General features: G+C 61.8%; 14 protein-coding genes. 2 read left to right on the forward strand and 12 right to left on the reverse strand.

Annotated elements, in window-relative coordinates; translation table 11 throughout:
- Window positions 1-384 precede the first annotated feature (384 nt).
- A complete protein-coding gene (locus tag VGM51_10820; GenBank protein HEY3413529.1) occupies window positions 385-1,221 on the forward strand; it encodes a hypothetical protein in 837 nt (278 codons plus the stop codon).
- Here the strand turns inward: VGM51_10820 and VGM51_10825 are convergent.
- The 7 genes from VGM51_10825 to VGM51_10855 all read right to left on the reverse strand — a co-directional run bounded on the left by VGM51_10825 (window position 1,204) and on the right by VGM51_10855 (window position 8,382).
- On the reverse strand, window positions 1,204-2,157 hold the full coding sequence (locus VGM51_10825) for a hypothetical protein (protein ID HEY3413530.1): 954 nt from the start codon (window positions 2,155-2,157) through the stop codon (window positions 1,204-1,206). The two genes, VGM51_10820 and VGM51_10825, sit on opposite strands and share 18 nt — an antisense overlap.
- A 434-nt stretch (window positions 2,158-2,591) precedes the next feature.
- Window positions 2,592-3,470 (reverse strand): carbohydrate ABC transporter permease, encoded by an 879-nt coding sequence (locus tag VGM51_10830; protein ID HEY3413531.1) that lies wholly within the window; start codon window positions 3,468-3,470, stop codon window positions 2,592-2,594.
- A 133-nt stretch (window positions 3,471-3,603) separates the two neighbouring features.
- Window positions 3,604-4,563, reverse strand: a complete 960-nt coding sequence (locus VGM51_10835) for a sugar ABC transporter permease (GenBank protein ID HEY3413532.1) — start codon at window positions 4,561-4,563, stop codon at window positions 3,604-3,606.
- A gap of 221 nt (window positions 4,564-4,784) precedes the next feature.
- The gene (locus VGM51_10840) at window positions 4,785-6,116 is read right to left on the reverse strand and encodes a sugar ABC transporter substrate-binding protein (GenBank protein ID HEY3413533.1); all 1,332 of its coding nucleotides are present in this window, start codon (window positions 6,114-6,116) and stop codon (window positions 4,785-4,787) included.
- Between the two features lie 745 nt (window positions 6,117-6,861).
- Window positions 6,862-7,305, reverse strand: coding sequence for a periplasmic heavy metal sensor (locus VGM51_10845; protein ID HEY3413534.1), 444 nt, complete (start codon window positions 7,303-7,305; stop codon window positions 6,862-6,864).
- A 5-nt stretch (window positions 7,306-7,310) separates the two neighbouring features.
- Window positions 7,311-7,802: a hypothetical protein gene (locus VGM51_10850; protein ID HEY3413535.1), complete on the reverse strand. Its 492-nt coding sequence runs from the start codon at window positions 7,800-7,802 to the stop codon at window positions 7,311-7,313.
- Window positions 7,738-8,382, reverse strand: a complete 645-nt coding sequence (locus VGM51_10855; GenBank protein HEY3413536.1) for an RNA polymerase sigma factor — start codon at window positions 8,380-8,382, stop codon at window positions 7,738-7,740. Before VGM51_10855 ends, VGM51_10850 begins: the two co-directional genes overlap by 65 nt.
- 297 nt (window positions 8,383-8,679) lie before the next feature.
- On the opposite strand from VGM51_10855, the gene VGM51_10860 reads away from it, so the two are divergent.
- On the forward strand, window positions 8,680-9,573 hold the full coding sequence (locus tag VGM51_10860; protein HEY3413537.1) for a hypothetical protein: 894 nt from the start codon (window positions 8,680-8,682) through the stop codon (window positions 9,571-9,573).
- A 41-nt stretch (window positions 9,574-9,614) separates the two neighbouring features.
- Here the strand turns inward: VGM51_10860 and VGM51_10865 are convergent, their stop codons facing one another.
- The 5 genes from VGM51_10865 to VGM51_10885 form a co-directional block, all read right to left on the reverse strand.
- Complete coding sequence (locus VGM51_10865; protein HEY3413538.1) at window positions 9,615-10,550, reverse strand: hypothetical protein; 936 nt, start codon at window positions 10,548-10,550, stop codon at window positions 9,615-9,617.
- Window positions 10,551-10,823: 273 nt separating this feature from the next.
- Window positions 10,824-11,753, reverse strand: a complete 930-nt coding sequence (locus VGM51_10870) for a hypothetical protein (GenBank protein HEY3413539.1) — start codon at window positions 11,751-11,753, stop codon at window positions 10,824-10,826.
- 156 nt (window positions 11,754-11,909) lie between these two features.
- On the reverse strand, window positions 11,910-13,253 hold the full coding sequence (locus VGM51_10875; GenBank protein HEY3413540.1) for a hypothetical protein: 1,344 nt from the start codon (window positions 13,251-13,253) through the stop codon (window positions 11,910-11,912).
- On the reverse strand, window positions 13,250-14,062 hold the full coding sequence (locus tag VGM51_10880) for an ABC transporter permease subunit (GenBank protein ID HEY3413541.1): 813 nt from the start codon (window positions 14,060-14,062) through the stop codon (window positions 13,250-13,252). The genes VGM51_10875 and VGM51_10880 overlap by 4 nt, the downstream gene beginning before the upstream one ends.
- Before the next feature lie 107 nt (window positions 14,063-14,169).
- The gene (locus VGM51_10885; GenBank protein ID HEY3413542.1) at window positions 14,170-15,132 is read right to left on the reverse strand and encodes an ABC transporter ATP-binding protein; all 963 of its coding nucleotides are present in this window, start codon (window positions 15,130-15,132) and stop codon (window positions 14,170-14,172) included.
- Window positions 15,133-15,575: the final 443 nt, after the last annotated feature.

Consider the following 15,575-nt stretch of genomic DNA (forward strand, 5'->3'; position numbering starts at 1 on the left):
GAGAGCTGAGAGCTGAGAGCTGAGGGCTGGGGGCTGAGGGCTGGGGGCTGGGGGCTGGGGGCTGAGGGCTGGGGGCTGAGGGCTGGGGGCTGAGGGCTGGGGGCTGAGGGCTGGGGGCTGAGGGCTGGGGGCTGAGGGCTGGGGGCTGAGGGCTGGGGGCTGAGGGCTGGGGGCTGGGGGCAGGAGTGAACCGGCGGGACGCCGGTCGTACCGTTGAGAAGAGTCTACCACGGAGTAAACGGAGGGTACGGAGCGGAAACGATGGATTTGGAATGATGAGAGTCATGCCTGGAGGCGGTCATTCTTCGGCCTCCGGGCTTCAGCAACCAAAAAAGTTCAGACAAATGGGCGTTTTCGCGGGCTAGTAAGTAGGAGGCATTTCGTATGGAAGGACGGACTAAGCCCGGACGGTTCTTTGATACGGGGGGGAAGGGTGGGATTCCGACGTCGCGGGATGGCGCGGCACTGTGGTGGGTTAGCCCATATCTGACCAGTGTGCCGAGGCTGCTGTTGACCACTCACCTGGCAGTGCACGGGCCCACGCCGATGGCGGACCTGGCGCGGATGCTGCCGACGGAACTGGCGAATCTGCACCCACTGGTGAAAGCGTTGGCGGGCAACCGGGTGCTGGAAACGTGGAAAGAGAAGGCGCATATTCCGGGTCGGTACGCATGCGGGCAGGTCAAGACGGTCCGGATGGCGGCGATCACGGACATCGGACGGCGGTACCTGTGGCGTTACGGCTGGGTGACGCGGCGGGTGTATTTCTCGGATTTCCTGGACTATCCGCTGCGCGACGACGTACCGAGCGATCCGATGGAAGCGATCCGTGAGTGCGTTCGGACCGAATTCCTGCGCCCGTCGTCGCTGGCGCTGGCTTTCCAACTGGCGCTGTTTGGCGCGACGCCTTTGCAGGGGCTGTACCACTACGCGGGCAATCGGGCTCTGACGTTCTTCCTGCTGCACAAATGGAGGGAGGCCGGACTGACGGGACGGCGTGGGTGGGAGCTGCTTTCGCAGACCTTCAACGATGAGGGATGGTGGGAACTGACGGCGGCGGGGCGATATGCGCTGAAGCGGCACGTGGACGCGATGCGGCGGGTGTGCGAGGCGAGCGGATACGTGATTGAGAGCGAGAGCGAGTTACACTACCCGTTTGTGGGGGCTGGGGATGGCGGAGAGGGCGACGCGGAATGTGAGTGTCTATCGGTTGGCGCGTAGTCGCGGGTTCCACAGGTTGTTGGTGTTGGTCGGGGACCAGCAGTTTTCGACGGTGATCGGTTTGCCGTTGACCGTTGTGCCGAGGCCGACGGTTTTGCCGATCTTCATGAACTGGGCGTGGCCGTCGGCGAACGCGTAGATTCCGCCTCCACCGTAGAGGTCGCGAGCGATGCCGCAGTCCGCGTTCTTTCCGTACGGTTCCGCATAGGGGTTGTTGTCCCGATCCCTCAGGATCTCGATGAACGCACGCGGGCTGATGTCGATCCAGCCATCGTGAGCGTTGCGCCACGGCTCGCTCTGCGGGCCGAGGGCATAGGTGAACGGCTTGGGGTCAGGCGCCTGACCGTACACTCCCGGCATAGGGGTGTTGGTTGACAATTCTGCGAAGAGGATCGTGTTCTCGGGGCTATTCAGCGCGCTGACGGCGAGGGGTTTCGGCGGATTTCCGGCATTTACAAAAGCAAAATCGGCGTTGCCGTCGAATTGGCCTTTGGGCGGCGTGATGAGCAGGGCGTTGAGACCGTAGGTGAGGATTCGGCGTCTGACGGGGTCGGCACTGGATTTAATGCCGGTTTCGCCGTTGTTGAAGGCATCCTTGGCCTTGACCTGGGTGTTGATCTGCTCGTCCCAGCAGTTGTGGGCGTATCGGCCATCGGGGTTGCGGACCCAGCCGGGAAGCGCACCATAGTCCTCTGAATATACACGTGTGGCTATGGCGAGTTGCTTGATGTTATTGAGAGATTTTGTCTTGGCCACCCGTTCCGGGCGGTTGCACGGACCGATCAGCACAAACCCGAACAGCCACAATGCACTCAAAGCAATCAGGCCAGCCGTGACGTTTGAAACGGGCTTCTGGAACACTGACAGCGCCCCATCGAGACAGGCAGGGCAACGCATCCCAGTCTCGATTTCCGAACCGCAACGTTCGCATCGCATGGGTTGTCTCCTCGTCGGTCGGGATTGCTGCCTGCTTCGCAGAGAATGTCTACAGAGAGTTGACGAGCCGGAGCGGCGATCCGTTCGGTCCGGGGGTAGTTGGAAGATGGAAGTTGGAGGGCGGACGTTGGAACCCGGTGTCGGGCACGGCCCCTACGGGCCGCCCGTAGGGGCGGAGGCCGGCCCCACCCGCATCCGGCGGGACGCCGGACCTACCGTGCATCCGGCGGGATGGCCGGAATGGCAAGGTTTGCCGGCGGGGACGCCGACACTACCGTGCGTACCGGCCCGCCGATGGCCGGCGCGGAGGCCGGCCCCACCCGCATCCGGCGGGACGCCGGACGTACCGTGCATCCGGCGGAATGGCCGGAATGGCAAGGTTTGTCGGCGGGGACGCCGACACTACTGGGCGTACCGGACGCACGTGATTTGGGTTATCTCCCTCCGAGGCCGCTGAGGACGATGCCCTTCACGAAGTATTTCTGCGCCACGAAGAAGAGGAGCAGAAGGGGCGAAACGATGACGATGCTGGCGGCCATCAGGCGCCCGTACTCGGTGCTGTAAAGGCCGTTGAACTGGGCCAGGCCCACGCTGAGCGTGTACATATTCGGCGTGCGGAGGTAGACCAGCGGGCCGAACAGGTTGTTCCAGCTGCCCATGAACGTGAAGATGCCCACCGTGATGAGCGCGGGCTTCGAGAGCGGGAGGAAAATACGCCAGAAGATATCGAAACGGTGGCATCCGTCGATGCGGGCCGCGTCTTCCAGTTCGCCTGGCAGCGACATGAAGAACTGGCGCAGGAGGAAGATCATGTAGGCGCTGCCGCAGTAGGCGGGCACGGTGAGCGGGAGGAACGTATTGACCCAGCCGATATCCTTGAACTTCGCATACAGCGGGAGGAGCGTGGCGAAGGGAGGCAGCATCATCGTGCTGAGCATGATCGCGAACCACACGTTCTTGCCGGGGAACGGTAGGCGCGCGAAGCCGTAGGCGACCATGGCCGATGCGCAGAGTATGCCGACGACGTTCGCGAAGACGATGACGCACGTGTTCCGCAGTTCCAGCATGAAGTTCATCTGCGCCAGGGCGAGGCCGTAGTTGGCGGGGTAGAACGGCTTCGGGAGCTCGAACACCGCCATTTTGTCCGCCTGCGCCGGGTTCTTGAAGCTGATGCTCAACATGAAGAGGAACGGGGCGGCGAACATGATCGCGCCGAGCGTCAGGGCGATGAACGCCGTGATGCGCGTGTTGCGCTCCCGCTTTCGCTTCCGCTCCCGCCAACCGCCAACCGATGGTGCTGTTACCGTTGCCATGAATATCTCCGGGGGAGTAGTCAGTAGACAGTAGCCGGTGGACGGCTGTCGGCAAATGTAGTGCCGTCCCCGGTTTGATGCCCGCTGCCTACTGACTACTGTCTACTGTCTACTGTCTACTGTCTACTGTCTACTAATCGTAATGGACCCATTTCTTGCCTACATAGAAATTGATTGCCGTGAGCGCGAGAATTATGAAGAACAGCACCCATGCCATCGCCGCGGCCGGACCGATCTTCAGGAACTTGAACGCTGTGTTGTATGCCAGGAGGACGTACATCAATAACGAGCGGGAGGGACCTCCGAGGCCGGAGCTTAGAATGTACGCCTGGTCAAACGCCTGGAACGCGCCGATGGTGTTCATGATCAGATTGAAGAAGATGGTGGGGGTGAGCATCGGGATGGTGACGTTGATGAATTTGCCCCACGCGCCGCTGCCATCCAGTTCGGCGGCCTCGTACAAGTGGTCCGGGATTCCCTGGAGGCCGGCGAGGTAGATGATCATCCCACTGCCGAGGCCCCAGACACTGAGGAGGACCATCGTCTGCAGCGCCCAGTCCGGGCTGGAGAGCCAGCCGGGCTGCGCATCCAGCAACGGGAACCACTGGAAGTGAAAACCGCCGTGCAGGGTGAAACCGGGTATCCAGTGCGCCATCAGGGCACCGTACACGCCGGTCTTCGTGAGCGCCCAGTCCACCGGCCCCGTGTCCGGGCGGAACAGGAGCTTCCATAGGATCATCATCGCCACGCCACTGGTAACCGCCGGCAGGTAGTACACCGTGCGGAAGATGGTGATGCCGGGGACCTTCTGGTTGAGCAGCATCGCCACCAGCAGGCTGCCCAGCATGGTGACCGGAACGGCCATCAGGGCGTACAGGGCGGTGCGCCAGAGGCTCCAGGTGAAATCCGGATTTACGAAGAGATCGCGGTAGTTCTGCAGTCCGACGTTCCTGGGGGCGGCCAACATATCCCAGTCGAGGAGGCTGTAGTGGGCCGACGCGATGAGCGGGCCGATGGTGAACAGGAAGAACCCGACGACCCAGGGGAGGATGAAGAAGAATCCGCCCCAGCGTTTCCAGAACCTGGCGTTCATCGGGTTGTCTCCCCGGTGGTGTTATTCGTTGTTGGCAAAGTCGTTGTACCTTATTGATATGTGCCGGTCGTACCGTGTTGCAGGCCCCGGCGTTCAGAACGGGCGAGGCGCCCCCGCTCCGTCGTGTGCCCAGTGTCGGGCACGGAGGCCCGACCTACCAAGTTGGAAGATGGAAATTGGAGGATGGACGTTGGACCCGGTGTTGGGCACGGAGGCCCGACCTACCGGGTTGGGCCTTTTGGTTCTTTGGCCAGCAGTTTATTTGTGGCGGCCTGATAATTTCGCAGGGCGGCCGCGATATCCATATGCTCGGTGCGGAGCATGTCGTCGGTGGACGGTGTCGCGATGCCGTTGATGTACTCCGAAGCGCCGACGATGGGCGGGATGGTGATGCGAGAGTCGTACAGGCTGTCCACAAGCACCCTCGAGTTGGCCGGCGGCGGCTTCAGGAAGTACTTCGGGCTGAGGGCGAGGGCCTTCACAGCCGTTACGCAGTTCTTCTCGCAACCCAGGATCGCCTGGCCGCCCTCCGGGCTGCAGTAGAATTTGGCCCAGCGGTACGCGGCCGCCTTGTGCTGCGCGTCGGAATGCCGTGAGATACACACACCACCGACCGCGAGGCGCTCGACGTTGAACTTCATGCCCGGCATGAGAGTGGCATCGTACTTGAAATCGGTGATCTTGTTGAAGTCCACCGTCATGTACGTGCGTCCCGGCAGCATCGCGATCTGTCCGAGCTTGAACATCTGCATTGACGACGTTTCCTGCACCTGGGCAGGCGTTGGCGCGATGTGGTCCTTGAACCGGAGCGCCCGGAGCGTTTCAACCGCCTCCAGGGCTTGCGGCGAGGCGATGAGGCACCTGGTGTAATCGCTGTTGAACACGTGGCCGCCATTGCCCTCGATGGTGGTGGCGGTGTCCGGCAGGAACATTCCGAACTGGGTGATGCGTCCCCTATCGTCCTTCACCGTGAGTTTGCGGGCGGCCTCGATCATCTGGGCCCATGTCCACTTGTCCGTGGGAAACGGCACGCCGGCCTTCTCAAAAAGGTCCTTGTTATAGAACAATATGTCCGTGGAAAAATGGATCGGGTAGGCGTAGAGCTCCTGCTTCGCGCGCGGTATTTTCAGGTACGGCGGCGCGTAGCGCAGCGCGTTCACAACCTCCGGGAAATAGATGTTGAGGTTCGACGCCTTATCGCGGGCGATGAGTTCATTGAGCGGTTCGATGGCGCCCTTGATGGCGAGGCGCGGGATGTCATCGGTGACGGCGTAGAATGCGTCAGGTTCGGTTCCAGAGGCGGTCTCGACGTAGATTTTGTCGCGGGCCATGCTGTTGAATTCGACCTGAACTTCAATATCGGGATTGGCCTTCTCGAAGTCACGCTTGATGGCGTTCACCATGTCCATCTGCCCCTGGCCGGTCTCATAGGTGAGGAACCGGATGACCGTCTTACCGGACGGCGGCAGCGGGCGGCTGAAATAGACCGCACATCCCAGGGATGACAAGATGAGGAGAAGGACCCCGAACTTACTTAGGGTTTCACGTTCCATAGAGGCTCCTGAACTGATGATAGTACCGTGGCGGGCGGCCGGGTCAACGGCGGGTGCCGGGTTCCGGGTTCCGTGGCAGCATCCAGCATCCGGCATCCAGCATTCAGGCCGGAGGGGGCGGGCGGAGGACGGGCAATGCAAAATGAAAAATGGAGAATGAAAAATGCAGGGTGCCCGACGCAAAGCGTTCAACCCAGCCCTTCTCTCGGAGTGTGAGGGGGTGAGGGGTCCAGACCCGCCATCCATCGTTCATCATCCAAAAACCGGCCCCGCCTCTATTGAGACGGGGCCGGACGGTATACTGTTTGGGTCTAGAGGCCGAAGCCTCCGTGAAGAAGAGCCTCAGCCCCTACAGTCACCTCGACTGTGATCTAACATACTTAGCATCCCTCCTTTCGTGTCTACCGGAATTATACCACAACGGAAGTCGATTGGGACCACTTTTGGGAGAAGGGGGCGGGTGACAGCATTCAGGGGCCAGGATTCAGGATTCAGGATTCAGCATTCAGCATCCAGCATCCAGCATCCAGGGTTTGGGGTTCAGGTGCAGGATTCAGGATACAGGATTCAGGATTCAGGATTCAGGACTCAGCATCCAGCATCCGGCATCCGGCATCCAGGGTTTGGGATTCAGGATTCAGGATACAGGAGTTAGGACACAGGATTTAGGAGTAGGAACAACTGAGACTTGAGGCCGGTTGCCCGATTCTCAAGTCTCAATTCTCAAGTCTCAATTCTGAACGGCTTATCGCGGTGGGCGCTCCCAGGGGGCGTCGCGGCGTTCCATGGGGCGGCGGTGCATGCCCTGGCGCATCTTGCTATATTGATCGGCGGTTAGAATCTTCCGGAGTTCCACCTGCAGTTTGAGGTGCTGGTCCAGAATGTCTTTCTGGATGCCGTTGATCTGCTTGTTCAGTTGTCTGGCCTGGCCGAGGTCGAGGTCGAACCGGTCATAGAGCCCTTCAAGGGTTCGCCGGCGGTCGAAGAGCGATTTCTCCAGATCGCGCATTTTCGGGCCGAAATCCTTAAGGACGTCCTGCACCCTCTTCATCTGGTCGGCGTTCAGGCCCAGTGTGCTCAGCCTGTTGACGCGGCCCTGGGGCGGGCCGCCCGGCGGCGGGGGCGCCTGCGCCGATGCGGGTCCGGCAATCAGCAGGGCCAGTGCGAGTTCAGCCAAAATGAGTTTCATCGTGGTCAGTCCTTCCCGCCATCGGCCAGGTATGTCCAAGTCTGGTCCGAGACGTCCCGCAGGGGGTTATCGCTTTGTTGAGCGACCATGCGGGCCTGATCCAGCGTCTGTGCAATATCGCGTGCGCCGGCGGTCTGTTCGGGAACGGTGCGTGACGGCGCGAGCATCAGGACGAGGGCAGCGAAGCCGGTGGCCACCGCCAGCGTCCAGGCGCGGCGATTGGACCGGCGGTATGTCGCCACCGCGATGGGCGCCGGCGCGGCCGCCGACAACGCGCTGAGCGCGGTCTGGCGGGCTCGGACGGTATCCCAGAGGTCCTGTTTCGCGCTAACGATCGGGACGTTGGCGAGAGTGGTTCCCAGAGTGCGTTCTTCCTCCAGCAGGGCGAGGCATTCCTGGCACTCGCCGAGGTGGATATCGATCGCGCCCGCCTCAGCTGCAGACAGCCGCTGCCATGCGTAGTCCATCAGTTGTGGACGGATTTCGGTGCAATTCATCGGGCGCGTCTCCTTTCTCCAAGTTCACCATCGTGTCCCGCAATCGTCTCCGGGCGCGGAACAGACGGCTCTTGATGTTAACCGGCGAAATGCCGGTAATCTCTTCTATTTCCAGGTACGAACACCCTTGCAGGTGGTACAAAGTGACGAGCAGCCTGTCGTCCGAGCTCAATTTCGCCATCGCGGCGGCCAGCGCCCGGTTGTCCTCCCGGCGCATCGCCGATTCCTCGGGAGTCTCCGCGGCATCCCGCCGGTCCGGCATTTCCCTTTCGGTGGGCGAAAGATCCTCCCAGAAGACCTCCTTGCCCACACGGCCGGAGCGCAAGCGGTCCATCGCCATGTTGGCGGCAATGCGGTACATCCACGTGGAGACCCGGCTCTGCCCGCGGAAATCCGCGGCCTTGAGCCAGACCTTGACGAAGACATCCGGCGCCACTTCCTCGGCATCGGCGTGACTGCCGAGCATCCGGAAGACCAGGTTGTAAATCATGCGATTGTGACGCTCGTACAACGCGCGGAATGCGGCATCATCGCCTTCCCCGCACCGTTGAATGAGCATCTCATCGCTTACCGATTCCACTGGCAAAGGACTGTTCCTTTCAACTGCTCATGGGTTTAGACGGCCCGAACCGGCCGGGGTTGCATGCTCAAAATCGGTGTCTGGGCGGAATCGCAGCAATACCAGGGCCAATGGTGGCATCGGCCGTCACCCTGTGAACCGGACAATCGAAGAGGAATGCCGGTGGTCTCTTCCGCATGTGTCGCAAAGGGGGCTGCGGGGTATGAATGGACATCACGACCGGATCCGGGAGGACCGGTATCGCATACATCAGGGAGCGTGATGCGCCCCTGAATGTCTCGAAAGGAAGAATACACCATGGTCCGGCGAACCCTAGCGGTCCTTATAATAGCAGCCTCAATCGCGGCGCCCTCTCGTGCGGCGTTCGGATACAGCGCGACCCTCAAGGATCAGAACGGCAATCAACAGGTCCTGTCGATATCCGGGCTCAGCAACGTCCAGTTCACCACGGGGAGCGGAAACACTCTTGCGTGCGATGGCGGAGGGACGATCCTGCACGTTTTACAGGGAGCGGGTTTCAGCGGCTCGAACGCCCCGGACCCCTTCAATGCAACTTACACCATAACCCTGGAGATCGACGACTACGATTTTGTGACGCCCGGGATCCTCACCTTTACCGGCAAGATCACCGGCAGTTTCTCGAACACACGGAGCAGCCTGGTGAACACGTGGACGGACGCTTACACCAAATCCGTCACATTGGGGGTGAACACCTACTCCGTCACGATGCTCGAGTTCTTCCCTCCCGGCCCTCCGGTTACCGCTGAGAAGAGCGATTTCCTGGCCTACATCACGTGTTCACCGACTGCAACGGCCGTATCCAGCGTGGCTCTGTCGCCCGCCCCCGGCAAGGCAGGCCGGTCCCTGAACGGAACAGTGACGTTGAACAACCCCGCGCCACGTGGCGGCGCGAGCGTGGCGCTCAGCAGCACCGCACCGGCGGTGGTGGGCGTCCCATCCTCGGTGACTGTTGCGGAGGGCGCCACGTCGGCGACGTTCATCGCTTCGGCGCCAAATGCCGGTACCGGCGCTCAGGTGAAGGCGCAATGGAACGGCACCACCGCCACCCAAACGCTGAGCGTGGCGGCATCAATCTGCGCGGATATCGACGGGAACGGTACCGTCGACATGAAGGACGCCGTCCACCTGATCCGGGGCATCGCGGGGCTGGAACCGTTACCGAACTGCTGAGGGGAAGGAGGCAGGAGGCTGGAGGCTGGAGTCCGGGCCACTCAGCGTTTGGTGAAGGCCCATTTCAGGACGTAGACCAGGACGAATCCGACCGCCGCGCCGGCGATCATGGTCTCCGGTCCGCCCTCCGTCATCATCAGCGCGCCGACAACCGCTCCGACCCAGGAGTATCCGGGGCGCGGCAGGACGGGAAGCGAAAGCCGGCGGTCGGAATAGCGCAGCGGCGGCAGGCGCAGGTTCGCGAGGTCGAGCGGCGGCGGCACATCAACCGGCGTCGGGGCCGGGGGGGCGGAATCCAGGTAGGTGCGCTTCCCGCGTTCGTATTCGGCCGCCGGCGCGTGAGCGGCCAGGACCGCCGCGGCCGCGTCGAAAAACGGGGCGTCGAGGCTGTAAACCACGGGATAGTGCTCCCGCAGCACCGGCAGGACCATCGCGTAGGAGCGCGGCGCTTCGGCGATATCGTACTGGAGCAGTTCGCGCGCGGCGTTGGCCATCACCCCGGATTCGGCATGCTCGGGCTCTTCCGGATCCCCGGCGAGGGCGACGGCATAGCGGATGAGGCGGTGCGGGAACGCGCTGTTATTGCGCAGGCGCAGTATCTCGCCGCGGGCGGCGGCGCAGCGGGCCTCGTCCGGAGGCGCCACGGCCGGCGCATCGGGGTCTGCGGCGGCGAGCAGGATGGGGACGGCACGATGGTCCGGTGCGATCCGGCGGGCGCGGTCGAAATGGTCATGCGCGGCGCGGGCATCGCCGGCGGCGAGCGCCGCGACTCCCCAGGCGAGCGCCAGTTCGAAGGCGAGGCCCTGTGTCGAGCGCGCGTCGTAATCCGCGCGGGCGCCCGGATCGGCCAGGACGTCCAGGGCGACGGCCGCCTCGGTGCGTATTCCGCCGGTTTCGACGAGCGCGGCGGCCCGGACCATGTTCGAGGGGACGTCTAACGGGAGTCCGGCCAGTTCATAGAGGGTTGATGGGTACATATTTCAGGGCTGAGGGCTGAGGGCCGAGGGCTGAGAGCTGAGGGCTGAGGGCCGAGGGCTGAGAGCCGAGGGCTGAGAGCTGAGGGCTGAGGGCCGAGGGCTGAGGGCTGAGGGCCGAGAGCCGAGGGCCGAGGGCTTAGGGCCGAGGGCTGAGAGCCTAGGGCTGAGGGCTGGGGGCCGAGAGCCGAGAGCCGAGGGCTGAGATTCTTCATTTCGTTCAGAATGACACATCAGGGATACTCAGTTCTCAATACTCAGACTTCAATTCACCTTTCATCTCCATTGGTCTTCCTTCCACCATGATGGTGGTGCGATTTCGACAAGCGGTTCTTCGTCCTTGATCTGTTTTTTGCGATGACGGCGGACGGTAAGGATGCCCCATACGAGGGCACCGAACATCATGAACGGCACGATCCACTCGGCGACGGTGACCCAGAAGGCGAATCGCGCGTTGAACCAGGCGGTGTGGCGCCATTGGGACTCCCAATCGGTTGCGCTCATGCCGTAGGCGCTTCGCATTGCGGCATCGAACGATGCGGCGGTCTTGAGTTCGGACAGGAGGGAGCGCACCCTGGGCCAGCCATTGCCGTAGTCGAGCAGCGCCATCACGGCGTCCTGCGACTCATCGTAGGCGAGGCCGGCGCTGTCTCCGACCGGGAACCGGCTCTTGAGGTCGCCCAGCGGAATCAGGCGGCCATTAACATACGCATCGGAAACGCGGGCGCGCGCCGCGTCGCCGTCCGCGCCGCCCGCGACCTGAGCGATCCCCTCGTTCATCCAGAGCGGAAGCAATCCGATTGACGGCCCGAGGTCGTAATACAGGAAGATGTGGGCGATTTCGTGGCCGACGACCCGGTCCGGGGCTTCGAAAATCTTGCTGGCATCCAGCCGAACCGCCTCGTCCGCGCTGGTGGCGACGCCCAAGACGAGTTCCGACCGGTTGATCCCCGTGTCCCGGATGAACTCCTTGCGGTCCGAATAGAGGTAGACGGGTATGCGCTGGGTCGGCGTGAAGCTGAGCAGTTGCGAGATGCGATCGAACGCGGCTTCGGCGCTGCGCTGCACGGAATCCACCTCCACCGTGCGGGACTTATCGTAGTAGAAGCGGAAATGGGGGCTGTCGGTCACGCGCTTGGGTGAGGCGAACGCCACCGATACGCTCGTGGCGCACAACATCGCGGCTATGAACGCCCATGGCCTCATACATGGTATTATACGCCACTGAGGGCCGCAGGTTCCGCGTTAACCGCATTTCGGCACGGATGGAGCGGCGGACGGGGGCGGGAAACCGGGAAGCAATGAACAGAGGCTTGAGACCGGGGGCTACCGCAGCCGCTCAACTCTCAAGCCTCCATTCCGCTATTTGCCCAGAATCATCTCGCGCGGGATGATGATCCGACGTTCCAGCATCCTGCCGTTGCCCCTGCCGGGAACGACGTCCTTGCCGGGAGCGAGTCCTTCTCCGATCCAGCCCAGGATGTCCTGAACCGTTTCCGGCTGACGGCGCACCCGCGGGTCGAGGCGGATGATGACTTCGTACTGGGCGGACTCCAGCGGGAACAGTTCCTCCGGCTTGCGCGGCGGCTCCAGCATGGTGTCCTTGCTCATGTCCAGGGGGACCCAGGGCTTCTTCTGGTAAAGCACCTGGCCATCGGATTCCACGATGTTGTAGATGCTGCGGAACCGGGTGAGGTGTTTGGGGCCCCACGTAAGATCGTTGGTATGGGCGGCCTGCAGTTTGTCGTAATCCTTGTCCTGGACCACGAACTCCAGGCGCGCATTGCTCACCTCGCCCAGATTATCGCGCATCGGCGGGAGGCCATTCACCCGGCAGTGAACGCCGAGGACGCGCTTGCCCTGGTTTCGGAGTTGAACATCGAAGGAGACGTGTTTCGGGTTCTTCGCGAGGTCCCTGCGGCCAACATCGCGGACGATGACGAGGTTGAGGTTCAGCCTGCAGACGTCGCGTTCCTGTTCCCAGAGGCGGGCGGAGTTTTCGTCCTTGGCCGCTTTCGCCTTTGCGATCTCGCGTTCGGCGAAGGCCATGTTATCCGTCCAGGTCTTGCGGGCCTCGTCAATCTTGCCCTGGCGGGCGAGGCAGTGGGCGACCATGTGCGAGATATAGCGCGGCGGGGGCGTGCCGTCGGCCCCGTTGTGCCTGTCCGCCTCCTCGAAATAGGGAAGCGCGGCGAAGTAGTCTTCAACCGGCCAGTCAAAATTGGACCAGCCCAGTTGGAAATACAGGTCCCATATTTTGGGATTGTTGGCGACGCCCTCTTTCAGGAACGAAAGGCCCTGGGGGACCATCCGCGGGTCGCCGAAATTGTACATCAGGTGCCAGGCACCGGTGCTGTAGACGTCGGTCTGGTGGGGATCCATGAAGGTCACCAGGCTGAAATACGGCACCAGTTCCTGGTATTTGCCTTCGTGGAAGAGTTCATCGGCCTTTACCCAGAGCATGCCGGCGGCCACCTCGCGAAAGCCCAGCATGCTGGCGCCGAACATGTTGTTGCGGAGGCTGTCGATGAAGGATTTGCCCGGTGTCTTGAGGATGGGGTTGTAGTAGTGCCTGTGCTTGTCGATGTCCGTCAGCGTGAACATCGCGCACAGCCACAGCGCGGCCACCACAAGGGCGGTCTTCGTCCTGCTCATCGTCTGACCATACGCGTCGGGGCCGGTTGATTTCGGGGTGTTGGTGGTCATACTTCCTTCCGGCTGAAGACGGCGACGGCGATCACCAGAACGCCGGACGTCCACAGTATCCCATACAGCACGGACGCTGCCGCGTCGTGGGCCAGAGTGGGAGTTTCCTTCCAGAGTTCGGGGTGCACGATGATGTTCACGAAGTTGAACGAGTAAAAGCTGGGAATGGCCACGTGCAGGAAATTCGCGATCCAGTGGATGACCGGGCTGGGCGCCGCTTTCGCGATGTCCTGCCAGAACTCATTGACGGTGCCCAGGATGTAGAACCCGAAGCACATCGCCACGTTGATGTTCCTGGTGACGAGCAGGCTGAGCATGATGCTGATGCCGGCGAGGAGAACGAACTGCAGAAACGTGAAGAAGACGCCGGCGAGGATGGGCCACTGGATCTGCATCGTTTTCGCGAAAACCACGACCATCAGGGCGAGACCCATGAACGCGATGTTCACCGCGAGGGCCATCACTGTGCCCACGAACTTCCCGAGGACGTACTGCCACCGCCAGACGGGCTTGCTGAGGATGGTGTAGATTGTCTTCTTTTCGCAATCGGACGGGATGAGGTCGAAGGAGAGGAAGATCGCGAGGATGAGGCCGCCGATGACCATGATGCCGAAGGCCATGCTGGTGATGATCTGCACTTCGAGGCTGCCGGACGACGCCGTCTGCTGCGCCACGCTGCCGGACATGCTCAGCGATGCGAAGAGCTGCGACAGGACGATGAAGATCAGACTGGTGAACAGGATATACATCCCGATCTTCTTACGGATGGCCTCACCGAAGGTGCTGCGCGCTATTACCCAAGTGTTCATTATTTCGTACCTTATTGTGAGGGAAACGAGTAAATGGGGAAACGGGGAAATGAGGAACCGATCCGGGTCATTTCCTCATTTTCACATTTCCTCATCACCACATCCCACTAGTCCTGGTGGGCCACCGTGGGCTCGCTGGGCTTGACGGCGACGGTCTCGCGGACGGTTTCGATAAACAGGTCTTCCAGGCTGCGGCGTTCCGGCGTGAGGCTGACGATGCGGGCGCCGGCTCCGCGGATGACGTCAACCAACTGGTTTACCTTGTTGTCATCGTCGGACCAGATGGTCATCTGTCCGTCCTCATCATCGACCTTGTCTGCGATGGCAACGACCTGCTTGGCGGCCTCGGGCGTGAGGCCCAGGGTGACGATGCGAACCTGGCTGCCGGAGAGAAGGTCGGCCACGTGGCCGGTGGTTCGCAGCGTGCCCTTATGGATGATGGCGACGCGGTCGCACACCATCTCGACGTCGCTGAGCTGATGGCTGCTGAGGAAGATCGTTTTGCCCTCTTCCTTGAGGCGGAGGATGAGGTTTCGGATATCGATATGGGCGACCGGATCCAGGCCGGAGGTGGGCTCATCGAAGAAGAGGAGTTTGGGGTCGTTGATGAGCGACTGAGCGAGTCCGATTCGCTGGAGCATGCCCTTTGAATACTGCCTCAGGGTTCGGCCGGTTGCGTGGCCGAGGCCGACCTCATCGATGAGGCGCTCGATGCGTTCCTTGCGGACTTTGGCGGTGAGGCCGAAGAGGCGGCCGTAGAAATCCAGGAGCTCCGGGCCGGTCATGAAGTCATAGAAATAGGGCGACTCCGGAAGGTAAGCGATATCGTATTTGACGCTGATGTCGCCGATCGGCTTGCCGAGGAGCGTTGCCTTGCCGGAGGACGCGAAGATGAGGCCGAGGAGCATCTTGATGGTGGTCGTTTTGCCGGCTCCGTTCGGGCCGAGGAACCCGAAGATCTGGCCGGTCTCCACGGCGAGCGTAAGGTCATTCACGGCTGTAAAGGTACCGCCTCCGACTACGTTGCGGTATTTTTTGGTGAGGTTCTGGATCTCGATGGCTGCCGCCATGGGCCGCTCCCAACGCCCGTACGGGCAAATGTGTCAAACGTGTTGGCGCGATATTGCGCCCGTGTCATCCTATTATGCGCGAGTTCGCGAGTCAAGGGGGGGGCCGGCAGCCAGCATCCAGCATCCGGCATCCGGCATCCGACAGCCAGCATCCAGCATCCAGCATCCAGCATCCAGGATTTAGGGTTCAGGGTTCAGGGTTCAGGGTTCAGGGTTCACGGTTCAGGATTCAGGATTCAGGGTTCAGGATTCAGGATTCAGGATTCAGGATTCAGGCTGGAGGCCGCTTTGCGGTGACTCGGGCGCACATGGTTGGTTGACGATGGAGGGGAGCTTTCAGTTCCCCGGGAGGCCGGAGGGTGCAGAGGATGGCGGGGGCGACCGGTATTTGCCATTGGCCATTTGCCATTGGCCATTGGCCATTTGCCAATTGCCATTTGACA

Source organism: Armatimonadota bacterium, from assembly GCA_036504095.1.
GTDB lineage: Bacteria > Armatimonadota > DTGP01 > JAKQQT01 > JAKQQT01 > DASXUL01.